General features: G+C 36.7%; 22 protein-coding genes and 4 pseudogenes. 15 read left to right on the forward strand and 11 right to left on the reverse strand.

Going from position 1 to position 24,159, the window contains the following annotated elements:
• Positions 1–10: 10 nt before the first annotated feature.
• Positions 11–1,147 carry a hypothetical protein gene (locus IGJ27_RS00665; protein WP_051641763.1) on the reverse strand — a complete coding sequence of 379 codons (1,137 nt, stop codon included), beginning with the start codon at positions 1,145–1,147 and terminating at the stop codon, positions 11–13.
• Positions 1,148–1,300: 153 nt separating this feature from the next.
• Entirely contained in the window at positions 1,301–2,035 is a 735-nt protein-coding gene (locus IGJ27_RS00670) for an MIP/aquaporin family protein (RefSeq protein ID WP_010720393.1), read from the reverse strand.
• A gap of 314 nt (positions 2,036–2,349) precedes the next feature.
• On the opposite strand from IGJ27_RS00670, the gene IGJ27_RS00675 reads away from it, so the two are divergent.
• From IGJ27_RS00675 to IGJ27_RS00700, 6 genes are all read left to right on the forward strand, one after another.
• On the forward strand, positions 2,350–2,766 hold the full coding sequence (locus IGJ27_RS00675; protein ID WP_010720392.1) for a CidA/LrgA family protein: 417 nt from the start codon (positions 2,350–2,352) through the stop codon (positions 2,764–2,766).
• Positions 2,759–3,460 (forward strand): LrgB family protein, encoded by a 702-nt coding sequence (locus tag IGJ27_RS00680; protein ID WP_010720391.1) that lies wholly within the window; start codon positions 2,759–2,761, stop codon positions 3,458–3,460. Before IGJ27_RS00675 ends, IGJ27_RS00680 begins: the two co-directional genes overlap by 8 nt.
• A gap of 63 nt (positions 3,461–3,523) precedes the next feature.
• Entirely contained in the window at positions 3,524–5,059 is a 1,536-nt protein-coding gene (locus IGJ27_RS00685; protein ID WP_178306262.1) for a helix-turn-helix domain-containing protein, read from the forward strand.
• Positions 5,049–5,270, forward strand: a complete 222-nt coding sequence (locus IGJ27_RS00690) for a DUF2829 domain-containing protein (RefSeq protein WP_010720389.1) — start codon at positions 5,049–5,051, stop codon at positions 5,268–5,270. The genes IGJ27_RS00685 and IGJ27_RS00690 overlap by 11 nt, the downstream gene beginning before the upstream one ends.
• Positions 5,267–6,028, forward strand: coding sequence for a 3-oxoacyl-ACP reductase (locus IGJ27_RS00695; protein ID WP_161652143.1), 762 nt, complete (start codon positions 5,267–5,269; stop codon positions 6,026–6,028). The genes IGJ27_RS00690 and IGJ27_RS00695 overlap by 4 nt, the downstream gene beginning before the upstream one ends.
• Before the next feature lie 192 nt (positions 6,029–6,220).
• Positions 6,221–6,730, forward strand: a complete 510-nt coding sequence (locus tag IGJ27_RS00700; protein ID WP_161652142.1) for a QueT transporter family protein — start codon at positions 6,221–6,223, stop codon at positions 6,728–6,730.
• A gap of 327 nt (positions 6,731–7,057) precedes the next feature.
• Here the strand turns inward: IGJ27_RS00700 and IGJ27_RS00705 are convergent.
• Positions 7,058–7,195 (reverse strand): annotated as a pseudogene (locus IGJ27_RS00705) (transposase); the annotation flags it as partial.
• A 403-nt stretch (positions 7,196–7,598) separates the two neighbouring features.
• Between IGJ27_RS00705 and IGJ27_RS00710 the strand changes: the two are divergent.
• Both IGJ27_RS00710 and IGJ27_RS00715 read left to right on the forward strand, forming a co-directional pair.
• Entirely contained in the window at positions 7,599–7,763 is a 165-nt protein-coding gene (locus IGJ27_RS00710) for a hypothetical protein (protein WP_193796983.1), read from the forward strand.
• 379 nt (positions 7,764–8,142) lie between these two features.
• A complete protein-coding gene (locus IGJ27_RS00715; protein WP_178305707.1) occupies positions 8,143–8,751 on the forward strand; it encodes a hypothetical protein in 609 nt (202 codons plus the stop codon).
• 706 nt (positions 8,752–9,457) lie between these two features.
• Here IGJ27_RS00715 and IGJ27_RS00720 read toward each other — a convergent pair.
• The 3 genes and pseudogenes from IGJ27_RS00720 to rpsD all read right to left on the reverse strand — a co-directional run.
• Positions 9,458–9,613: pseudogene (locus IGJ27_RS00720) on the reverse strand (transposase); the annotation flags it as partial.
• Between the two features lie 243 nt (positions 9,614–9,856).
• Positions 9,857–10,405, reverse strand: coding sequence for a biotin transporter BioY (locus IGJ27_RS00725; RefSeq protein ID WP_010736828.1), 549 nt, complete (start codon positions 10,403–10,405; stop codon positions 9,857–9,859).
• A gap of 324 nt (positions 10,406–10,729) precedes the next feature.
• Complete coding sequence (rpsD, locus tag IGJ27_RS00730) at positions 10,730–11,341, reverse strand: 30S ribosomal protein S4 (RefSeq protein WP_010720384.1); 612 nt, start codon at positions 11,339–11,341, stop codon at positions 10,730–10,732.
• 447 nt (positions 11,342–11,788) lie between these two features.
• Here rpsD and IGJ27_RS00735 point away from each other — a divergent pair, with 447 nt between their 5' ends.
• The 7 genes from IGJ27_RS00735 (at position 11,789) to IGJ27_RS00765 (ending at position 19,919) form a co-directional block, all read left to right on the forward strand.
• Positions 11,789–12,424, forward strand: a complete 636-nt coding sequence (locus IGJ27_RS00735; RefSeq protein WP_178306261.1) for a DNA alkylation repair protein — start codon at positions 11,789–11,791, stop codon at positions 12,422–12,424.
• 21 nt (positions 12,425–12,445) lie between these two features.
• Entirely contained in the window at positions 12,446–13,219 is a 774-nt protein-coding gene (locus tag IGJ27_RS00740; RefSeq protein ID WP_010720382.1) for a Cof-type HAD-IIB family hydrolase, read from the forward strand.
• 167 nt (positions 13,220–13,386) lie between these two features.
• Positions 13,387–14,184: a TIGR00282 family metallophosphoesterase gene (locus IGJ27_RS00745; RefSeq protein ID WP_010720381.1), complete on the forward strand. Its 798-nt coding sequence runs from the start codon at positions 13,387–13,389 to the stop codon at positions 14,182–14,184.
• A 15-nt stretch (positions 14,185–14,199) separates the two neighbouring features.
• The gene (locus IGJ27_RS00750) at positions 14,200–14,574 is read left to right on the forward strand and encodes a YlbF family regulator (protein WP_010736830.1); all 375 of its coding nucleotides are present in this window, start codon (positions 14,200–14,202) and stop codon (positions 14,572–14,574) included.
• Positions 14,558–17,170 (forward strand): DNA mismatch repair protein MutS, encoded by a 2,613-nt coding sequence (mutS, locus tag IGJ27_RS00755; RefSeq protein ID WP_096708589.1) that lies wholly within the window; start codon positions 14,558–14,560, stop codon positions 17,168–17,170. The genes IGJ27_RS00750 and mutS overlap by 17 nt, the downstream gene beginning before the upstream one ends.
• 63 nt (positions 17,171–17,233) lie before the next feature.
• Positions 17,234–19,333 carry a DNA mismatch repair endonuclease MutL gene (gene mutL, locus IGJ27_RS00760; RefSeq protein ID WP_438791710.1) on the forward strand — a complete coding sequence of 700 codons (2,100 nt, stop codon included), beginning with the start codon at positions 17,234–17,236 and terminating at the stop codon, positions 19,331–19,333.
• Positions 19,334–19,361: 28 nt separating this feature from the next.
• Positions 19,362–19,919 (forward strand): Maf family protein, encoded by a 558-nt coding sequence (locus tag IGJ27_RS00765; protein ID WP_010736833.1) that lies wholly within the window; start codon positions 19,362–19,364, stop codon positions 19,917–19,919.
• 224 nt (positions 19,920–20,143) lie between these two features.
• On the opposite strand, the pseudogene IGJ27_RS00770 reads toward IGJ27_RS00765, so the two are convergent.
• From IGJ27_RS00770 to treP, 5 genes and pseudogenes are all read right to left on the reverse strand, one after another.
• Positions 20,144–20,285: pseudogene (locus tag IGJ27_RS00770) on the reverse strand (putative holin-like toxin).
• 295 nt (positions 20,286–20,580) lie between these two features.
• Positions 20,581–20,703, reverse strand: a complete 123-nt coding sequence (locus tag IGJ27_RS00775) for a putative holin-like toxin (RefSeq protein WP_161306430.1) — start codon at positions 20,701–20,703, stop codon at positions 20,581–20,583.
• 312 nt (positions 20,704–21,015) lie between these two features.
• Complete coding sequence (locus IGJ27_RS00780; RefSeq protein WP_080704594.1) at positions 21,016–21,135, reverse strand: putative holin-like toxin; 120 nt, start codon at positions 21,133–21,135, stop codon at positions 21,016–21,018.
• 320 nt (positions 21,136–21,455) lie between these two features.
• Positions 21,456–21,600, reverse strand: a pseudogene (gene pepG1, locus IGJ27_RS00785) (type I toxin-antitoxin system toxin PepG1).
• 436 nt (positions 21,601–22,036) lie between these two features.
• Complete coding sequence (treP, locus tag IGJ27_RS00790; protein WP_034698684.1) at positions 22,037–24,022, reverse strand: PTS system trehalose-specific EIIBC component; 1,986 nt, start codon at positions 24,020–24,022, stop codon at positions 22,037–22,039.
• Positions 24,023–24,159: the final 137 nt, after the last annotated feature.

Here is a 24,159-nt window from a genome sequence, read left to right on the forward strand (position 1 = left end):
ATTATCCCCTTTAGCGAATGAACTCATCTTTTGGCGTCCTTTTTTCGGTTCTTAGTCCGTTAGCTATCCTATTTTTTTCGTCAGTTATTTTTTCAAAAATATTGATCATATTTTTGGTATTGCCAGCTTTTGGATACTTACCCATTTTCGGATCTGCTATAATTGCTTTGTTTAACTGTATTGGTTTCTCTACTTTTGAAAGGTTACTAGAAGGCGTTTCTTTGAAGATTTCTTGAATTTCTGGATGATCGGCAAATATTTTTTTGTATATTTCATGTATTCTTTTTTTTTCTGTCGTTGTTAAAGGCGAATGTTCATCATTCGCTCGTTTTCTCAATTTGTAAATTTCAAAGAAATAATCAGGAAGAGGAGATTTTATGTATTTTGATTTGATCACAGTTAAAAAACGTTTTTGCATCTCCAAAGTGGACTCGGGAACATCACTCCATTTTAATTTTTTTTTACCTTGTGAAGCAAGAAGGTCATGGCGGCAATGTAAGAGCGCAGTTTTTGCAGTAGCTTCTATTTCTTTGACCACACAATTTCCTTCTTTTTGTTCATGCATCGTATAGTCTAGTGACGAAAAGCTGTTGGAAGAGGAATGGTCAATAATTCTGTACAGAATATCATAACAAGTTTCGAGTTTAGGATGATCTCTCTGTGCAAACAATTCTTTACAAAGGGGAGCCATTTTCTCCGAAGGAATTTTAACCATATTTACAGATGAGTTTGACAGGTGCTTCCTTTTATCCACTAGAATAATTCTATAGTTTTTCGTTTCTTTGTAGATGAGTGCTCCGGAAACATGACCACTTTTTTTATTTTTCTTTATACTATAAGATAAGGGCAAAAGAATAAAATCTCGAGGATCATTTGAAATCATCCGCTTTAAAGTATGAAAAAGTTGTGTGTGACGAGTAAAAGAATAGAAATCCTTGCTTCGGTTGAGTGACTGAATCATTTTTAATTTGTCTTGCTTACGTACAAAAAATTCTTGTTCATCTTGTTGGATCATTTTAATATAAATAGAAAATAAAAGTGGGTAATTCACTTTATCATCTTCCGGAGACCATCTATTATTTTTCTTTAATGATAAAGAAAGAGCAAATATATCAAGATGTCGTTGAAGCTCTGTTTCGTAAGGCATAGGAGTTCCTCCATTTATAAAATAAATAGTAAAGTCTGCAATTTATTTTGCGTTCTTTGCATAGTATGACATAGGTTAAAAGAGGACAGAAATCAATTTTTTCTCCAAATAAAAAAACTTGGAATCGAAGTGATTCCAAGTTTTTTTGATAAATTAAGCCATAAATAAGAATTTGTATAAGAAGACAGCAACGATACCAGCACAAATCGGTGCAACAACAGGTACCCATGCATAACCCCATTGTGATGAACCTTTATGTTTTAATGGTAACAATGCGTGGACTAAACGTGGTGCGAAGTCACGTGCTGGGTTCAAACCAGGTCCAGTAGGTCCGCCGAGAGAAGCAACTAACGTCCATACTAAGAAACCAAGAGCTAAGTGTGCTGTACCAAGATTGTCTTGGAAGAAAGGTGCTTTAGTAATTCCTAGTGCACCAAAGAATAAAACAAATGATCCAAAGAATTCATTAACAAAACCATTGAATTTAGAACCAACACTGTTGATTGTTGAGAAAGTACCTAATACATGGTTTACATCGTCTGTTTGATCATAATAAGGTTTGTAGCAAGCTACAACGATCAATTGTCCAATTGCGGCACCAATCAATTGAGCAGCAATATAAGGTAATACTTCAGCCCATGGGAATAAACCATTTGAGGCAAGAGCAATTGTGAACGCTGGGTTAATATGATTTCCACTGATACCACCAAAAATCATTGCTGGCATCATTACACCACAGCCATAACCTACAGCGATCAACATCCAGTCACTTCCATAACCTTTTGTTCCTTTTAAATCTACGTTTGCTACAGCACCATTCCCAAGAATGATTAATAAAGCTGTACCGATCATTTCCGCCACAAGACGGGTCATAAGTGAATAATCCATATATACCTCCAAAATTTATAAAAATGCAAAAAAAAAGAAACAACAACACAATAGGTGTAGTGCTTCGCATCCGACGTTTTTATTGGTCATAAATAAGTGCAGATAAAAAAATGATTTCTATGTATAAAAGAAATCTGACCAACTTCCAAAACAACGTATGGAACTTTCCCACAAAACACCAACCTTAATTATAAATATACCAAAAAAAAACGATTATATTTTTCAAATATTGTACTTTAGAAACAGCACAATTTGAAAATTTCAGAAAAATATTGTTAGTAAAATGAAAGCTAACAATAAGGAGTGTTTCATAGATGAAATTTTTTCAAGAATTTTTTATTATCCTCTTTTTCTCAGTTTTAGGTGAAGGAACTCGTGTATTGTTCCATTTACCAATTCCTGGAAGTATCCTAGGTATCTTATTTTTGTTCCTAGCTTTTGAGATGCGACTAGTAAAGCCTGAGCATTTAGGAGGAACAGGTGATTTTTTATTAAATAATTTAACGATTTTATTCGTCCCGGCAGGGGTAGGTTTACTTGACTATTTTGGTGATATTGCGACAATTTGGCCTATTTTATTAGGTGCGGTAGTGATCTGTTCGATCGTAACGATGGTCGTAGCAGGCAAAACGGCAGAAGTAGTAGAAAAAATGTTACAATCTGTTCAATTGAAACAAACAAGTAGCCAAAAGTTGCAGAAAATCAAAAGGAAGGAGCAACAAATTGACTGAATTTATTCGTAACCCATTATTTGGATTAAGCTTAACGTTAGGTGTCTACGTATTATCAGATAAATTTTTACGCAAGTATAAATTGCCGATTATCAATCCGTTAGTATTGTCTATTTTAGTGATCATTCTTTTTCTTCATTTTTCTGGAATCAGTTACCAGGATTATAATGTGGGTGGGAATTTTTTGACCATGATGATCACGCCAGCAACAGTTGCATTAGCTATTCCTTTATATAAAAATTTTCATTTGTTAAAAGAAAATTTTTTCCCAGTCATTGCGGCAATTTTAGCGGGGATCGTAGCTAATTGCTTAGTCAGTGTGGGTATTGGCTATTTATTTACATTAAAAAAAGCGATGGTCATTTCTCTGCTACCTAAATCAGTGACAACAGCGATATCTGTTGATCTTTCTCATACGATGGGAGGAATCAATGCGGTCACGCTTGCAATTGTTGTTTCTACTGGTATCTTTGGGTCGTTGATCGCTACTCATATCTTTCGTCTTTTTAAGATCAGCAGTCCGATTGCTAAGGGGGTTGCGTTAGGAAGTACCTCTCATGCGATTGGTACAGCAAAGGCAATCGAATTGGGTGAGATCGAAGGGATCATTTCAGGCTTAGCCATTGGCGTCAATGGCATGCTGACCGTCTTTTTATTACCATTATTATTTCAGTTTTTTACTAACCTGTTTTGATGTTGTTTCCCAGGATTTATGCTACAATGAAAAAAACGTTCTAGCATAAAGGAGTGGTAAAAGTTGTATTTGTCATCTGAATATTTAAAACGATTTGATAAAGACCTTTATTATAAAATTCTCCTGCTGGAAAATTTCGAGGATCATCAGTGGCACACGATTGCTGAACTGGCACAAACAGTCCAATTAGATGCAAGAAGTGTCGCTAAGTACTTAAACGAATTAACAAAAAATTACCATCAGTTCAACGAGAGCTCTCAAACATTGTTTATGAAAACCCCTCGTTCTGGCTATTCCTTTTATGATACGCTTGATTCTATCGAACATGAGCGTTTTTTGATTTTTCTCGTGCAAAGTACGCTGAAATACCAGCTATTGCACGATATTTTTTTTGAAGAGTTTCATACGATCTATCAATTTGCTCAAAAACAATATATCAGCGAATCAACTGCGCGTCGAAAGATCAACGAGTGGAGAGAACAATTAAAAAATTACGGGATTTATTTACAACGTGGAACTTATGTGGTGCAAGGAGAAGAAGAAATCATCCGGCTTTACCTTCACATGACGTTTTGGCAGTTGTTTCGTGGGAAAATTTGGCCTTTTGTAACGATTTCACAATTAGATGTGAAAAAAATTGCTGAACAAATCATGGCTTTTTTCAATGTTCGCCTTAATGAGATCAAAAAAAGAAGACTAGAGTATATGTTAGGAGCTTTCTTCTTGCGTAAATCTCAGAAGCATTACGTATCGTTAAACGAACGAAAGCGACAACTGATTACTGATAATCCTATGTTTCAAAAATTTTGTCATTGGATGCAACCAGTGTTTCCTAACTATTTTCAAAATGAAGAAGAATTAGGTGCGTTATTTTTAGTTTTGATGACACGAGAAGAGTACTATACGGATGAAGACATCCGAGAAGAAATGTTTGCTTTCCATCGAAGGAGACAAACACCACCCTACCATGCACTTTATGAAGCAAAAGAAGCATTAGCTCTCTATCAAGTGGAACAAGGATTGTCAGAAGAACCCTTAACAAAAGAAGCTGAAACCTATCTTTTTAGTAGTCATTTATTTGCCTATCTTTTTCCAGAAGCTAAGGAAACCATTGATGGGAACGACAGTGACTTTATAAATCATTTGATGATCGAAAATAGTGAAATTGTCCAGTGGCTCGATTTGTTTTTTGAGACCGAGCAAAAAGTGGATCAGCTAGCATTTCAAAATACGTCTTTTTTGATGGGGCGGTATTTAACGGTTTTAAAGACAATGGGTGCATTTACACCAAAGTTACCGCAGATCACGATTCTTTTGATGACAGATTTCCCTCTGTTTGAAGAGCAGTTGTTAATAGAAGACTTACATCGTTTTTTTCGAAATGTTTATTGTTTGAAATTTTTACCAACAGATTATCGGGGACGAGAAGTTGATTTATTACTTTCAACGAGCAAAGTGCATCGTAAGCCATGGTCTGATTTAGAATACTTTATCGTGACTGGAGAGTTACAGTTAAACGATTATATCCAATTGTACCAAAAATTTGTGTTGATCCAAGACCGAAAAGACAAAGAAAGGAACGAAATAAATGACATTTGAAGAAATTTTACCAGCATTAAAAAAAGGGAATAAAGTAATTCGAAAAGGTTGGAGTGGTTTTGAATTGTATGTCGTTCTTGTTTCAGGAGAAGAATTTGACGGTTGTCCCGTTACCCCTTACTTTTTAATCAAAACAAGTGACGAAGGATTTTCCAGTTTTGCGCCTACAGTCTGTGACATTTTAGCTGAAGATTGGATCATTGTGGAATGAAAAATAGATACAGTGATCTAACAGAGAAAGTTGTTTTTGTCACTGGAGCAGCTTCAGGTATCGGACAGGCACAAGCTAAAGCCTTTTTAGAACAAGGTTCGCGGGTGTTTGGTTTTGATCAGCAATTAGGCCGAATGGACGATCTATCCCAGCAATTTTCTGAAACCTTTGCTTATTTTTTAGGTGATATCACGGATTACTCATTATTAAAAAAGGCGATTGAACAGTGTCATGAAACGTTTGGAAAAGTTGCGATCTTGCTGAATACAGCAGGAATTTTAGATGAGTACCAGCCATTGTTGGAAACAGATGAAGCTTTATGGGATCGAGTGTTTGCTGTTAATGTCAAGAGTATGTTTCAGCTGACGCACTTGATCCTTCCAGACATGCTTGAGGAAGAAACAGGGACAATCATCAATATGGCATCAATTGCTGGCTTTGTCGGTGGTGGTGGCGGGATTGCCTATACCAGCGCAAAGCATGCGATCGTTGGTTTTACGAAACAATTAGCATTAGATTATGCTTCTCAAGGTATTCGTATCAAAGGGATTGCGCCAGGAGCAATTCAAACACCTATGAATGCAGCTGATTTTGCAGGAAATGGTGAGATGGCAGAATGGGTGGCGAATGAAACACCTGTTAAACGGTGGGCGCAACCAGAGGAAGTTGCTGAATTAACGTTGTTCTTGGCGACCCCTCAAGCAAGCTATATCCAAGGGACGATCATTCCAATCGACGGTGGTTGGTTATTAAAATGATTTTGTCTTTTTTATTGTTTTCAGATAAGCTATGATTAGCGAATTTATTCGCACTACGGCACTTCAGTTGGAAGTCAATTCCCATCCTTTGGTCGTAGTTATTACCAAGAGTTGAGAGAGACGAGATCTTTTGTGGCATTTTTGACCACAAGGATGATCGATTGTATCACGACCTTGTAAAGGAGAAAGAATATGGATCAAAAGAAAATTCGTTCTACTAATCGTTTTGCCACAGCAGAAATTGCTCGAATGGCACTTGTAACAGGCTTATATGTGGCAGTTACATTCGTGTTGTCAGTTATCAGTTTTGGTGCCATTCAAATACGTCTTTCCGAAATGTTCAATTATTTGTCGCTCTATAATAAAAAGTATATTTTGGCTATCACGCTAGGTGTTGCTTTAGCCAATCTTTCCTCTCCATTGGGATGGATTGATGTAGTAGTTGGTAGTATCAGCACCTTACTCGTCTTATTGATTAACTATGAGATAACAAAACGAGTAAGAAACATGAAAATAAAAATGGTGATTACAGCTTTGGTCTTTGCATTTTCTATGTTTACAGTTGCTGGACAATTGAAGCTATTCTATCAATTACCCTTTTTCTTCACTTGGGGAACTGTTGCTTTGGGTGAGCTAGCTTCCATGCTAGTGGGAGGAGTCATCATTTATTGGGTCGGACAAAAAGTAGATCTAAAAAAATAAACGACGATTTAGCTAAGGCTAAAAATAGAAGATAAAAAAACTTAAAATTGAAAGCTTTCAGATTGAAGGGACTGGGACAAAAGTTGTCTCAGTCTCTTCTAGTATCTCTAAAAACGAATAAACGGTGAGACAAAAGTAGCATCTTCGGAAATAAGCCGAAATTTACCAAAAATTTGAGAAGCAATTTTCGGAAATTCCTTCTTATTTCTTGATGCTGAACACTTTTGTCTCAACCTCTTTTTTATATGTCTATTTTCAAAAACAAAAGAAAAATTTGTCTTCTTTTCTTTAGAAAAATACTCTTTTTTCGCTTGATATTTTTTGATTTAGCTTTTTCATATTTAGACAAGCAAAAGTAAGCCCGATTTTCATGTGCATTTTTACAATTCCTATTTGATTGGTATAACGTAACCCATGAAATTCTTTTGTGGTGCTGAATATTTGCTCAATCGTTTCTTCTCTTTTTTATAGAGATCTTTAAACTTACTTTGTTTTGAAAGCATCGGGTACAGCTCCAATTTATCGTTCTGTTTTAACGTATAAAAAAGACAAAGCACTATAAATAAGTACTTTGTCTATAGTCTGAGATGGGTTATAAACAGAGCCTTTCTTTTTCTTATTGCCATTTATCGTATTGAGATTTGTGTCGATTAAAAAGAAAAATGACAAAATATAATTAATTATTTATATCTTATATAGTGTTCAGAAGGGGAAGGCTATGTCAAATAAAAAATATGATTTACAAGATGAAGTTTTGATGACTGCGGCTGAAGCAAGTATGAATAACTTGAATACAAAAGATTAGAAGCAGAGATACTTAAAATTTCTTATAAAAATCGGTATAGCTTGTTAAAAAAAGAAGGAACGTTTGAAAAAAATTGAAAGACCTATTCCTGAAGTATATCAGAAAAAAATCAAAAAATGGCTGCAACCTAATAGTTGTTTTGAAGAAGGTATAAAATTTGCACTTGATTATAAGGAAGTAATTTATTGTATCGGACAATTTCAGCAAAACGAAGTTTATAACGCTTAGATCGAATTTCAAGATCAAGAGTATTGTTTTGATGGACACTGCAAGCTTTTTATAAAAAAGAAAACTAAAATAGTTGTATATGAGGACTGCTGTAGGAATCACACAAGTATGCTAAATATGGGTTATATCCAGAAGATTATCAAGCTATAAAACAAATAGTTTAAATAATATTTGTTTTTTTATAAATATATAATTTGTATGAATGCTGTTTTTTCAGCTTTTTGGTGTTTAAAAAATATTTTATTATTTAAAAAAACGTTATTATAACGACACCGTTTTATCATCATTCTTTTTGGATAATATAATGTATGAATTTCCATTAGGGGTTATCATTGTATTGTAAACGTTTGCAATAAAATAAATGAATGGAGAAGACCAAATGAAAAAAGAAATTGGTAGGTCCTCTAAAAGTATTTATGCTTTATTTTTCGCAATTCTTTTATGTTTAGGTATATTTTCTCCCACGGCATCAATAGTAGTAGCAGCTGATGAAATTGCTGTGCCAGAAGCAACTTCAATAGAAGTGGTGAAAAATGCGAAATGGGTCGCATTAGAACAGGAACTAGGTACACCTCAATATCAAGTAGCTTCGAAGGCCAATCCTGAAAGCACGGCACAATATATACTTAACAAATATGAGGGAGCAGAAGCCTTCGCTGCTGGGTTAGGTCAACGTATACAAAATGGTGGCTGGAATGTATATTATAATACAGCTTCGGGCAAACAAACTGCTCGTACCGCTTATAATGGTATGTATGTTGCTGCTGCAGGAACCGGTAGCCTTGCTACGGCTTTAGCTAAATTTAGTACTTCTGCTGGATCAGTAGTTATTGGAGCTGCAGCTCTTTTAGCAGGTATAGCAATGGGTAAGCTTACCCTTTACTCAAAAGATTGCAGAGATAAAATTGACAACCATGGAAATACCGGTACTGCTCGGATTACACTTACTGAATCAAGATGGTCTTCTAAATATGATAACCGTTGGTAAATTGATCATTTAAACTAAAATACAATCTCTGTTAAATTTATTGATATAATAAATGAGTATAGAGATTGTATTTAGTACATGAGGAGGTGGGAGATGAAATCCCTGGGTTTTCTAAGAATTTGTCAATTTATTCTCTTAGCTCTAAGTCTTTTTTTAGCTATGAAACACCATGCATCATTCGCTTCGTTTCTATGGGCACTATCTAGTGTACTGAGTTTCACTATCCCCCAAAAATATCGATCCCTTTTTCGGTCACCTTACAAAGGATTATTCTTTCCAGTATGGATTGAAAATATTATGGAGTTAGTAATAACAATAGGTGTACTGCTATTGATGAGCTTTCTTTCATGATATAGAAATAAATACGTTGATTTGGAAATATAGTTGCCGCTTGGTAAGGGGCAACAATTATTTAGTTACTACAAAGAATGCTTAAACGTCTCTAATTTTATGTTGGAGGCGTTTTTTTCTGGCGATAGATCCTTCCAAAATTTAAAGTAGTGATCTGTTAGTTCAATGCTACTGATAGTATCCTAATGTACATGGTGTTCACGAATCAACTGTATAGCAACGTATTAAGAATTAAGAATCAGAAATTTTTACAAAATATAATTTATATCAGATTGAAGACAATCCTTATGTAAAAATAAGGTTTGTCTTCTTTTCTTTAGAAAAATACTCTTTTTTCGCTTGATATTTTTTGATTTAGCTTTTTCATATTTAGACAAGCAAAAGTAAGCCCGATTTTCATGTGCATTTTTACAATTCCTATTTGATTGGTATAACGTAACCCATGAGTTTCTTTTGTGGTGCTGAATATTCGTTCAATCGTTTCTTCTCTTTTTTTATAGAGCTCTTTAAACTTACTTTGTTTTGAAAGCATCAGGTACAGCTCCAATTTATCGTTCTGTTTTAACGTATAAAAAAGACAAAGCACTATAAATAAGTACTTTGTCTATAGTCTGAAAGCTTACGATTGTAAGCTTTTTTTATTTATCAACAATTCAAGGAATTTAGGTAATGCCACAATCAGTTTGAATCAGTGACGATTTTATTTTAAAAAATTTTTCGTAAAGGAATACAACGTAGTAGTTGTTTTGTCTAGTTATTTATCCATACTAAACAACTGAAGTCGAGACAAACGTTTTTTTAGAAACAGACCTACCGAAGCGGCAGCAATCGATTTGATTGCTTCAGGGATTATAAAAGGAAGAAATCCACTTAAAAATGCAGTGTGAAGAGAAAGACTGCTACTGATCATTAACCAAAGCATGCCACAGCATAATGCGGCTGCTGAACCAACTAAGTTTGCGGATATTGTCAGAGGATAGCGAGAACCGACTTTCTCCATGATAAATCCAATTAGCCAAGACTGGAGGATAAAACCAACTAGATAGCCACCGGTAGGACCGAATAATACACCAATCCCTCCAGACATCCCCGAGAAAACAGGTAACCCAATAAGACCTAATAAAAGATAGATCAAGACGGAGACAGTTCCTGTTCTCTTACCAAGGAAAGTAGCAGTTAAACCAATGGCAAAAGTCTGTCCAGTCAAAGGAATTAGACCTAGAGGGAAAGTGAATTGTGAAAGAACGGCAATGATCGCTGCAAATTCTGCAGCAAGAATGAGTTCTTTGAGTGATTTTGTCATAAGTTCTCCTTTGTTAACCATTTTTATTTTCTAAGTTAACGAAATTGTATAAGAAAAATTATTTTTTGTAAAGTATATTTTTTAAATAAACGAAGTATTCCTTCAAAATATTAGTCTATCTTCCTTTGAGGATAGGTTATATGTTCAGTTAAACATTGTTTCATTTTGAACTTTTTGGCAAGTCTCAACATATGATTCTAGGAGAGTTACACGGGCGAATCAAATTCAAATAAAGAAGAGAGCTAGAAAAGAGAGAGGGAAATCTACATAAAAAAAGCCCAACTATCGAATAGATAGTGGGCTTGTAAGCCAAAGCTTTGAAAATTATAGGCTTTGGTTGTAGTATTCAACGACAAGAGCTTCGTCGATTTCTGGATATAGTTCGTCACGTTCTGGTAAACGAGTTAATGAACCTTCCAATTTTTCAGCATCGAAGCTTACGAATGCTGGACGACCAACAGTTGCTTCAACAGCTTCTTTGATTGTTGTCATGTTTTGTGATTTTTCACGAACTGAGATCACTTGACCAACTTCAACGTGGTATGAAGGGATATCAACGCGTTTGCCATCAACCATCACATGACCATGGTTAACTAATTGGCGAGCTTGACGACGAGTAGTTGCAAGACCTAGACGATAAACAACATTGTCTAAACGTTGTTCTAGTAAGATCATGAAGTTAACCCCGTGTTTACCTTCTTTGATTTTGCTAGCTTTAACGAACAAGTTACGGAATTGACGTTCGTTCATTCCGTACATGTGACGTAGTTTTTGTTTTTCAGTTAATTGCATACCGTATTCTGATTGTTTGCCACGGCTGTTTGGTCCATGTTGACCTGGAGCGTAAGGGCGACGTGCTAATTCTTTTCCTGTGCCTGATAATGAAATACCTAGACGACGAGAAATTTTCCATGATGGTCCTGTATAACGAGACATTAAAATTTCCTCCAATAAAATAAATTTAGTTTTTGGAGTAAAATAATCCGATAAAAAATTCATAATCGTGTAGTCCATTCTTCAATCTTCACCTTTGCAGCCGCGGTTACGCAATTGAACCCGAATCGGGGCAATGAACTAGGGACGAAATTATTATTTTTCCGCTGCATTATTTTACACAAAGTCCAGTATAAGGGAAACAAGGTGAAACTGTCAAGTACGTTTCTCTTTAAAAACGCTTTACAAACCTTGTTTCACTCTATAAAATAAGAGGGTATCTTTTAAAAGCATGAAAAATAAACGTACCAATCTTAAAAAGAAATAAATGAAGGATCATGCTTGTGTAAGCACAGCCTATTTTCAACCTACAGAGCCACTAAAAGGTAGTGACAGTGATTTTTCAGCTGTCACCTAAGATACGGGCTTGATTTTTCAAGGAGGACTGTCTTGGAACTTTTAGTTTTTCAAAAAAATGAAGAAAAAGCACATCCAATGGAAATGTATATGAGAAATCAGTTCTCATTTGCAGGTGTGCCCAAACCAGAACGTTGGAAATTGCAACAAACACTTTTGCGTGAAAGCAAAGTGCTTGATGTTCCAGACCTTTTTTTCCTTGTTTTCTATTATTATGAAAAAAAAGAACGGGAGTATCAGTACCTGGCGATTGATTTGATTCAACAAAACATCAGACGTTTATCATTGGATGAGTTGGTCGAATTGTCTGTATTGGTACCGGAAAAAGCATGGTGGGATACGATTGATGCTTGGCGGAAAGTTTATGCTACATGGTGTAAACTTCATATGGAACAATTAGAGACGGTTTCTCTTTTGTTTGAAAAAAAAGAAGATTTTTGGCTTCGGCGAATAGCAATTACGTTACAGTTAGGATTTAAAGAAGCTACCAATCAGCTGTTGTTGGATCGAGTGATTACTGAAGATCGCTTCTCAAAGGAATTTTTTATTCAAAAGGCGATTGGGTGGGCATTGCGCGATTACAGCAAGACAAATGTTTCTTGGGTAAAAGAACAATTGACAAAAGAATGGTCTGCTTTGACAAGAAGAGAAGCAAGCAAGTATTTATAAGAAAGTGAGTCGACTAAAAAAATGAAACGTAAATTATTTGCTTTTGATATTGATGGGACGCTACTGGACACAAATAAACAAGCATTAGACAGCACAAGAGAAGCCTTGGATAAGTTACGTAAAGCAGGACATTTGGTAACGATTGCTACTGGGCGTAGTCGTTTCCATGCGCAAGAGGTTATCCGAGATCTAGCATTTACAAATTATATCTTATGTAATGGCGCTGCTGGATTTTTAGATCATGAACAAGTTTATAAAAATTTGCTTGACCGTGAACAATTAGACAATTTTGTCAAAGAAGCACAAGATAAAAATATCGATACTGCTTTTGTGAGTCTAGATAATATCAAACGTTATTCTTCCAATCATGTGGGAATGATGGAAGAGGCAATGCATTCTTTTGGTGCTGTTTTACCTGAACTTGATCAGTACTTTGTGGAAGAACAAGATATCTATCAAGCTTTAGCATTTTTTGATCAGAATTACGATCATCATTTTTCTAGTTACGATAAGATTCGATTTGTTCGTTGGCATGAAAAAAGTGTGGATGTTGTTCCACATGACGGTTCAAAAGCAGCCACGATTTTACACCTAGCAGAACAAGTCGGAATTGCGCAAGAAGATATCATTAGTTTTGGTGATGGCCAAAATGACCGGGAGATGCTGCGTATGTCAGGCATTGGTGTTGCAATGGGAAATGCAGTTCCAGAGGTACAAGCAGAAGCGAAGTTGGTTACTGATACAAATGATGAAGATGGAATTTGGAAAGCATTGAAGCAACTTTCCATGATTTAAATAAACAAGTATAATCTAGGATAGTAAAAAGAACTAGTTGGAGACTGACTTCAGCTAGTTTTTTAGTAGTTTCAGATGAGGGTTACGCAGAGGATTTTTCTGCCCTTTTCTTTCTACAAAAAAACAACTATAATATAGAATGATGTTAAAAGAGAAGAGGAAAACGTGTGCGGGTTTTATTTATTGGTGATGTAGTAGGTTCAATGGGAAGAGATATGATTACAACCTATCTTCCTCGTTTAAAAAAGAAATATCAACCACAGGTCACAATTGTAAATGGAGAAAATGCAGCTTCTGGAAGAGGAATAACTGAAAAAATTTATAAAAAGTTTTTACAAGACGGTGTAGATGTTGTCACGATGGGCAATCATACTTGGGACAACCGAGATATTTTTGAATTTATCGATCAAGCAAAAAAAATCGTTCGTCCAGCAAACTTTCCTGAAGGAACGCCAGGTCAAGGAATGGTATTCGTGAAAGTCAATCAAGTAGAACTAGCTGTAATCAACATGCAAGCACGTTCTTTTATGGTCGACTTAGATGATCCATTCCGCAAGATGGATCGCTTGATCGCCGAAGCAAAAAAAAGAACGCCAATCATTTTCGTTGATTTTCATGGAGAAACGACAAGTGAGAAACAAGCCATGGGATGGTTCTTAGATGGAAAAGTCTCAGCGGTCATTGGGACCCATACGCATGTACAAACCAATGATGCACGGATTCTACCGCAGGGAACTGCCTATTTAACTGATGTAGGTATGACAGGTCCTTATGACGGAATTTTAGGTATGCGCCGAGAACCAGTTATCGAAAAATTTTTAACAGCTTTGCCGAAACGTTTTGAAGTCGTTGAACGAGGACGAGGTATTTTGAGTGGCTGTTTACTGGAATTTGACGATGCAACTGGTAAAGCGAAAACCATCCAATTAATCCAGATCAACGAGGACCGTCCATTTTTAGAATAGAAAGTGAGACATCTTTTGCATAAAGAGCCGAATATTCAACGAGAAGCGGATAAATTAGCTCAACTTTTAAGTGAACATGAAACAATCATCCGCTACCACGAACTAGAGCGAAAAGTACAAACTAGTTCCTATTTAGAAAAGTTAACGGAAGATATCAAATCTGCACAAAAAGAAGCAGCAAACTATGCTTATTATGGGAAAAGAATAGCAGAAAAAGAAGCGAATGGTCGGGTTGAACAATTGACGAAACAATTTGATCAACATCCGATCGTAGTAGCTTATCGGAAACAATTGCTTGAAGCAAATGATTTATTGCATCATTTGACGAAAATGCTGCAAGATGAAATCAATAATTGGATAGAGGAGGAAGACAATGCCTCAAAAAACTAAGAATACTCCAATGATGGAACAATATTTAAGCATCAAGGCCCAATACCAAGATGCTTTTTTGTTCTATCGTTTAGGTGATTTTTATGAATTATTTTATGAAGATGCCATCAATGCGTCTCAAATTTTAGAGTTAACATTAACCAGCAGGAATCGTAATGCAGACGAACCAATCCCAATGTGTGGGGTACCCCATCATGCAGCACAAGGCTATATTGATATTTTAATTGAAAAAGGCTATAAAGTGGCTATTTGTGAACAAGTAGAAGATCCTAAGACCACCAAAGGGATGGTTAAACGTGAAGTGATTCAATTAGTAACACCTGGAACAGTCATGGATAGTAAGGGACTATCTGCTAAAGACAATAATTTTTTGACAGCAATTGTTAGCCAAGGCAACGAATTTGGATTTGCCTACGCTGATTTAAGCACAGGGGAGTTAAAAACTGCTCATTTGTTTGATGAAGAAGCTGTACTGAACGAAACGACGGCTTTGCAAACAAAAGAACTTGTTTTAGGAAATGAAATTAGTGAAAAACTTGCTGAGCAATTAAAGAATCGATTAGGATTAGTTTTCTCAAAACAAGAAACAAGTGAAGAAAATGCAGAGTTTAATTTCTTAACCAGTGAGCTATCCGATCCACTTGAAAAAGAAGTGACCGGAAAATTACTTACTTATTTAGCAGTGACACAAAAAAGAAGTCTTGCGCATATCCAAAAAGCGATCGAGTATCAACCGGATCACTATTTGAAAATGGATTACTATTCTAAGTTTAACCTCGAACTAAGCCAGTCCATACGTACAGGAAAAAAACACGGCACGCTTTTATGGTTGCTAGATGAAACGAAAACAGCTATGGGCGGGCGTTTACTGAAACAATGGCTTGACCGTCCGCTGATTCAACTCAATCAAATCAAGGCACGACAAGAAATGGTAGCTTCTCTTTTGAATAGCTATTTTGAACGACTTGATCTACAAAGTGCATTGACGAAGGTTTATGATTTAGAACGCCTAGCAGGAAGAGTGGCTTTTGGAAATGTCAATGGGCGTGACTTGATTCAATTAAAGACTTCTTTAGAACAAGTACCGCTGATTCGTCAACTGATCGAAGGGATCGATCAAGGTCAGTGGACTGACTTATTGAAGGAAATGCAACCGATGGATGATCTGGTTCATTTGATTGATCAAGCAATTCAAGAAGACCCGCCCCTACAAATTACTGAGGGGAATATCATTAAAGATGGTTTTAATGATCAGTTAGATACGTACCGTTCTGCGATGACTAATGGGAAGCAGTGGCTAGCAGAGTTAGAAGCAAGAGAACGTCAGCAGACTGGGATTAAAAATTTAAAAGTTGGCTTTAATCGTGTATTTGGTTATTATATCGAAATCACCAAAGCGAATCTGGCAAATGTTGAACTGGAAAAATACGAACGTAAACAAACATTGGCCAATGCAGAGCGTTTTATCACACCAGAATTAAAAGAGTTAGAGACGCAAATTTTAGAAGCAGAAGAAAAGTCTGTTGATTTGGAATATCAGCTGTTTTTAGCAGTGAGAGAAGAAGTCAAAAAAGCGATCAAACCATTACAAATTTTAGCAAAATCAATCAGTACAGCCGATGTTCTGCAAAGTTTTGCTACGATCAGTGAGCGATACCAATATGTTCGTCCTGAGATGGTCTCGGATCGACACCAATTACTGATTCAAGAAGGTCGGCACCCAGTCGTTGAAAAAGTATTAGGACATCAAGAATATATTCCCAATAGTGTGGATATGGCTGAAGATGAAATGATCTTATTGATAACTGGACCAAACATGTCAGGGAAAAGTACGTATATGCGTCAGTTAGCATTAACTGTTTTAATGGCTCAAATGGGGTGCTTCGTCCCTGCGCAAAAAGCGATCTTACCAATTTTTGATCGGATTTTTACCCGGATTGGTGCAAGTGATGACTTGATTGCTGGACAAAGTACGTTCATGGTGGAAATGATGGAAGCCAATCAAGCGTTGCGGCATGCGACACCAAACAGCTTAATTCTTTTTGATGAATTAGGTAGAGGAACTGCGACTTATGATGGAATGGCATTAGCTCAAGCGATCATTGAATATATCCATCAACATGTACAAGCAAAAACGCTCTTTTCTACACATTACCATGAGTTAACAGTACTAGAGGAAGAATTACCTCAATTAAAAAATGTACATGTAGGAGCTGTTGAAAAAGACGGCGAAGTAGTATTTTTGCATAAGATGATGGATGGCCCAGCTGATAAAAGCTATGGGATCCATGTAGCGAAAATTGCAGGGCTACCTTCTAATTTATTAGCAAGAGCTGCAGATATTTTGCATACATTAGAATCAGGAGAAGTGAGCCATCATTCCGTGGCTGTTCCAAGTGAACCGCTTGAAGCAATAGCACAACCAGTAACTGATACTGTATCGATAGAACAAGAAGAAACGCAACAACTGTCCTTGTTCAGTGAATTAAGCGATGCCGAAACAGCAGTTATTTCTAAATTGAAACAAATGAATCTGTTAGAAATGACACCAATGGATGCATTGAATCAACTCTATGAATTGAAAAAACAGCTGTAAATCAACGATAAATAAGAAGAGTAAGCTAACTATAAATACTATATAGGAAGAAGGCGTAGAATGATGGCGAAAATCCAAGAATTATCAGAACGCTTAGCCAATCAAATCGCAGCCGGTGAAGTTGTCGAACGTCCAGCCTCGGTAGTCAAAGAACTTGTGGAAAATGCCATAGATGCAGGAAGTAGTCAAATCGATATTTTAGTTGAAGAAGCAGGATTAAAAACGATCCAAGTGATTGATAATGGAGAAGGTATTTTGACAGAAGATGTTGAGAACGCCTTTAAACGTCATGCAACAAGTAAAATCCACAATCGTGACGACCTTTTCCGAATTCGTACGCTTGGGTTTCGAGGAGAAGCATTGCCTAGTATTGCTTCTGTTTCAGAGATGACGGTAGAAACAGCCAATCAAGAAGAAACGCAAGGAACCTATTTAGAGCTTAAGGGAGGTGCGGTAATGGAACACCGCCCAGCTCCTTTAAGGCAAGGAACGAAAATCACAGTCAGCAATCTTTTCTTTAATACACCAGCACGCTTAAAATATGTTAAAACGTTGCATACTGAATTAGCGAATATCGGTGATATTGTGAATCGCTTAGCCTTAAGTCACCCGGCAATTGCTTTTCGATTAGTCCATGATGGGAATAAGATGTTAGCAACTTCAGGAAAAGGCGAATTGAAACAAACGATTGCCGGAATCTATGGGTTGAATACAGCAAAGAAATTGTTGAAGATTGAAGCGAAAGATTTAGATTTTGAAATCTTCGGTTATATTTCTTTACCTGAAGTGACTCGTGCTAGTCGTAATTATCTTTCAACAATCATTAATGGACGTTTTATTAAAAATTTTTCCTTGAATAAAGCAATTGTAGCCGGCTATGGTTCAAAACTAATGGTAGGGCGATTTCCAATCGCTGTACTGGAAATCAAAATGGATCCATTGTTAGTGGATGTGAACGTCCATCCAACAAAGCAAGAAGTTCGTTTATCGAAGGAACAGGAATTAACTGAGCTAATTACTCAAGCGATTCAAAAAGCATTGGTACAGGAGAACTTAATTCCCAGTGCAGCTGACAATTTGCGATTCAAGAAAAAGGTTGCTGATCAACCAAAAGCGGAACAAATCGAAATTGATTTATCTTACGCTTTTGAAGAAGCGAAACCTAAGAAACCGCAAAGCTTGAATTTTGATCAAACAACCGGAACATTTTTTGTAGCGGAAGAACAAAGCGAGTTTGTGCATGAATCTGTTGATAAGTCTGTGGATAATGTTGAAAACTCTCCTGTATTTTCTGAAGAAACTACTAGTTATCCAGAAAGCAAAAGAAAAACAGTGGATAACTCTGGTGATATTGTTGATAACTATGTAGAAAAACCAGTGGATAAGAGTGAAAATGAGTTATCCACTGTTGAAAACTTTTCCAACGAGCATGAAACAACAGCTGAAGAAGAAACTTCTTCAGAAACAGTTTATCGTGAGGATTTAGCGCTACATCCAGAGTTTGATTTAAGTCAAAATGGGCGCTCATTAGATCAAGCAATTCAGAAATTAGAAAATGAGCAGGTAACACAACGCTTTCCACAATTAGAATATTTTGGACAAATGCATGGAACGTACTTGTTTGCTCAAAGTCAGGATGGCTTATACATTATTGATCAACATGCAGCGCAAGAACGAATCAAGTATGAATATTTTCGAGAAAAAATTGGCGAAGTTTCTAACGATCTACAAGAACTACTTGTGCCGTTTGTATTAGATTATCCCAATAGTGATGCTTTGAAACTGAAAGAGAAAAAACAATTGCTTGAAGAAGCAGGTATTTATCTAGAAGAATTCGGTCAAAATAGTTTTATCGTCAGAGCACATCCTACTTGGTATCCATCTGGAGAGGAAGAAGCGATTATTCGAGAAATGATCGATATGTTATTAACAACGGGTAGTGTTAGCGTGAAGAAATTTAGAGAAGCCACAGCAATCATGATGAGCTGTAAACGTTCAATCAAGGCAAATCATTATTTGAATGAAGCTCAGGCGAGGGTTTTATTGAAGGACTTAGCCCAATGTGAAAATCCTTTTAATTGTCCCCATGGACGCCCTGTGTTGATCCATTTTACTAATTCAGATATGGAAAGAATGTTTAAACGCATCCAAGATCCACATTAATGAGTCTCATGAAAAGGAGAAGAAACAGATGAAAATTGTGTTAGCTTCGCAGTCCCCTAGAAGAAAAGAATTATTAGGGCGATTGGTTAGTGCATTTGATGTTCATCCGGCTGATATCGATGAAACACCTTTTGTTCAAGAAAAACCTAAAAATTATGTTGAGCGAATGGCAACTGAAAAGGCAAAAGTAGTCAAACATCAATACGATAATGATGTATTGGTGATTGCAAGTGACACGACAGTTGTTTTCAATGATGAGATCATCGGTAAACCAGCGGATGAACAAGAGGCAAAAGCTATCCTTCAAAAACTTAGTGGGAAAACGCATGAAGTATATACAGCCGTGGTGCTGACGAAAGGTGACCAAGAAGAAAAAATCTTAGCACAAGCTAAGGTGACCTTTTATCCTTTGACAACTAAGGATATCGAAGCCTATTTAGCAACCGGTGATTATATGGATAAAGCAGGTGCGTATGGTATTCAAAGCTTTGCAGGTGCATTTGTTAAAGAGATCCAAGGCGACTATTACAGTATTGTTGGATTTCCAATCGGTGCAGTTTACCAAGGTTTGAAAAAATTTATGTAGCTGCAGTTGACGGAAATCAGAAATTGAGATAGGAACGTTCAAGTTTGTGTCCACTACTTTCAGTCATATTTAGAATTGCAAAGTGTATGAGTGATTGGTATAATCAAAACGAAAGAGGAGTTGCGACCAACAACTCCTCTAGACAGCACCGCGAAAGACGGTGGCGGTTGAATTTAAATATTCGACAAAGAATAAGAATAGCCAGTCTCCCGCTAAAGTGACGGCTATTCTTTGTCGTTTTTAAGCATAGTGACGATCAAACTGACTAAAGCGATGGTGAACGTACCAAAGCCAAGTATGGTTTGAACGATCTCATATGCGGACAAAAAGCGAACTCCTTTCATAGATTTTAGTACTTATTCCCATAAGCACCACCACCTTTGTGAGAAGTTGCCACCGTCGATCCACTTTACTGTCGAGTTTATTGTAGCATATTATCGCCACGAGAAACGTGTTTTATAAAACATAAAAACGTTATTTTTATTTAGGTTTTTTTAGAGGAATTCTATCTTTACGAAAGTTGTAAATACCTGAAGGAATTGGTATAATGAAAACGAAAGAGGAGTTGCGTCCAACAACTCCTCTAGACAGCACCGCGAAAGACGGTGGCGAATTAGTTTAATAGTTCAAAAAGAAATAGCTATACTCGCTAAAGTGACGGCTATTTCTTTTTGTCGTTTTTAAGCATAGTAACGATCAAACTGACTAAAGCGATGGTGAAAGTACCAAAGCCAAGCATGGTTTGAACGATCTCGTATGCGGACAAAAAGCAAACTCCTTTCATAGATTTAGTACTTATTCCCATAAGCACCACCACCTTTGTGAGAAGTTGCCACCGTCGATCCACTTTACTGTCGAGTTTATTGTAGCACATTGTCGCCACGAAAAACGTACTTTTTAAAACATAAAAACGTTATTTTTATTTAGGGTTTTTAAGAGGGATTCTATCTTTACGAAAGTTGTAAATACCTGAAGTAATTGGTATAATAAAAACGAAAGAGGAGTTGCGTCCAACAACTCCCCTGGACAGCACCGCAAAAGGCGGTGGCGAATTTTTATTTTACAAAAAATAGCCAGTCTCCTGCTAAAGTGACGGCTATTTTTTGTCGTTTTTAAGCATAGTAACGATCAAACTGACTAAAGCGATGGTGAAAGTACCAAAGCCAAGCATGGTTTGAACGATCTCATATGCGGACAAAAAGCGAACTCCTTTCATAGATTTTAGTACTTATTCCCATAAGCACCACCACCTTTGTGAGAAGTTGCCACCGTCGATCCACTTTACTGTCGAGTTTATTGTAGCATATTATCGCCACGAGAAATGTGTTTTTTAAAACATAAAAACGTTATTTTTATTTAGGGTTTTTTAAGAGGAATTCTATCTTTAAGAACGTTGTAAATACCTAAAGTAACTGGTATAATAAAAACGAAAGAGGAGTTGCGACCAACAACTCCCCTGGACAGCACCGCGAAAGACGGTGACCGTTTAATCAGATATTTCAAAGAGAAATAGCCAGACTTCGGTTAAAGTGACGGCTATTTCTTTTTGTCGTTTTTAAGCATAGTGACGATCAAACTGACTAAAGCGATGGTGAACGTACCAAAGCCAAGTATGGTTTGAACGATCTCATATGCGGACAAAAAGTGAACTCCTTTCATAGATTTTAGTACTTATTCCCATAAGCACCACCACCTTTGTGAGAAGTTGCCACCGTCGATCCACTTTACTGTCGAATTTATTGTAGCATATTGGCGCCACGAGAAACGTGTTTTTTAAAACATAAACGTGTTATTTTTAGTTAAGGTTTTTAAGAGGAATTCTATCTTTGCGAAAGTTGTAGATACCTGAAGGAATTGGTATAATGAAAATGAAAGAGGAGTTGCGCTAACAACTCCTCTAGACAGCACCGCGAAAGACGGTGGCACAGTTTTATTTTGGTTTAGAAATAGCCATACTCTGCTAAAGTGACGGCTATTTCTTTTTGTCGTTTTTAAGCATAGTGACGATCAAACTGACTAAAGCGTTGATGAAAGTACCAACGCTTAAAGAGTGAAAAATAACCTGAAAAAATTCACTAGAAGAATTTTTTCAGGTTATTTTTATACAGTAGTATTTTTTATTTTAGTTGCGCTTTTCCAATTTGTTCGCTATGACGAACGAGACCTGTTTGATCTAATGTTAAGGCAGCAACTTTTTCATTATTTGTTAATACAACTAAGATGTCCGTTTTCTTCCCAGCCTGCTCAATTGCTGTGAGGTCCATGTCGGCTAGTTGTGTTTTTGGCGTGACTGAATCGCCTTCTTTTACATGGATCGTAAAAGGTAGCCCATTCAATTCGACAGTATCTAGACCCATATGAACGAGAACTTCCAGACCTTCATTAGTTAAAAGGCCAATCGCATGTTGTGTATCAAAAATATTTGTTACTTTACCAGCGACTGGAGCATAAACTTTTTCGTTGGAAGGTAGTACAGCATAACCTTCACCCATCATTTTTTGAGCAAAAACAGGATCTGCTACTTCGGTGATTTCCTTGATTTGTCCATCTGCTACAGCGAATAACTCTTCTGTCGGAGCAGAAACTGCTGTTGCATTGGCAGCTTCAAATTTTTGTGGTGAAACGTTGTTTCCATCAGCTGTTTGTAGTTGTAAGCCAGTTGTGTCTTCTACGGGTACAGCAGGATCGATTTTATTTAAGATCCCTTGACGTCTGAAGATTACGGTTAAACCAAATGGAACAATAACTGCAATGATCATAGAAATGATGAACGGAACCCAAGTTTCTGCTTGGATGGCTAGAATACCAGGTAGTCCACCAACACCAATTGCATTAGCACGTACATTCATCAAGTTGGCAAACATTCCAGCTAAACCTGAACCAACCATTGCGGCAACAAATGGGTAAACATATTTTAGATTGATCCCAAACATTGCAGGTTCAGTTACCCCTAGATAACAAGAAATCATTGCTGGAATCGAGATTTGTTCTTCTTTTTTATTTCCGCGATGTAAGAAGATGATCGCAAGAACTGCCGAACCTTGTGCGATATTTGATAAAGCAATCATTGGCCAAAGATTCGTAGAGCCGAAATCGGCAATCAATTGCATATCAATGGCATTCGTCATATGGTGTAAGCCGGTGATTACTAAAGGTGCATATAAGAAACCAAAGACGGCACTAAATAACCAACTGATTGAAGAAGTCAAGCCAGTATTAACAATATTTGAGATCCAACTACCGATTGTCCAACCCACAGGTCCTAAGATGACATGGGCAGCTAAGACTGTTGGGAGTAGAGAGAACAATGGAACAAATATCATAGAAATCGACTGTGGAATATATTTACGGAAGAAAATTTCAAGATAAGCTAACATAAATCCAGCAAGCATTGCTGGAATGACTTGTGCCTGATAACCAATCATATCAACTTGAGCAAAACCAAAATCCCAAAATGGAATATCAGCCGCAGCTGTTGATGCGACACTATAGGCATTTAATAATTGCGGTGAAACTAACGTAATCCCTAAAACAATTCCTAATATTTGTGTAGTGCCCATTTTTTTCGCGATACTCCAAGTGATACCAACTGGTAAGAAATGGAAAATTGCTTCGCCAGGTAGCCATAAAAAGCCGTTTACGCCGTTCCAAAATTGAGAGTGTTCAACAATTGTTCCACCAAGACTTTCAAATTGGATTCCTTCTAATACGTTCCGGAAACCTAAAATCAGTCCCCCTACGATAATGGCTGGAATCAATGGTGTAAAAATTTCTGCCAAAACAGCGATTGCTCGTTGGACAGGGTGGAGATTTTGTTTAGCAGCAACTTTACTTTGCTCCTTGGATACGCCTTCAACACCTGATACAGCAACGAAGTCGTTGTAAAAGGTTGAAACATCGTTACCAATAATGACTTGGAATTGCCCAGCATTGGTAAACATCCCTTTCACACTAGGAATATCTTCGATTGCTTCTTCATTGGCTTTTTTTGGATCATTTAAGACAAAGCGCATCCGAGTGGCACAATGACTAACTGCAGCAATATTTTCCTTTCCACCAATTTCCTTTAACAGTTTCTCAGCATCTGCTTGGTACTTTGCCATAGGAATAAACCCCTTTCTTTTTAAACTTGTATACACAAGTTATCTTATCCATACTATACTTGTTTCTTCCTACTATTGCAAGCGTTTTACAAGCGAAAAATGAAAAAATGTAATCGTTACACTTGGCTTAGTGTAGG

The sequence above is a fragment of the Enterococcus sp. DIV1726a genome (genome assembly GCF_051710985.1).
In the GTDB taxonomy this organism is placed as follows: domain Bacteria; phylum Bacillota; class Bacilli; order Lactobacillales; family Enterococcaceae; genus Enterococcus_B; species Enterococcus_B hirae.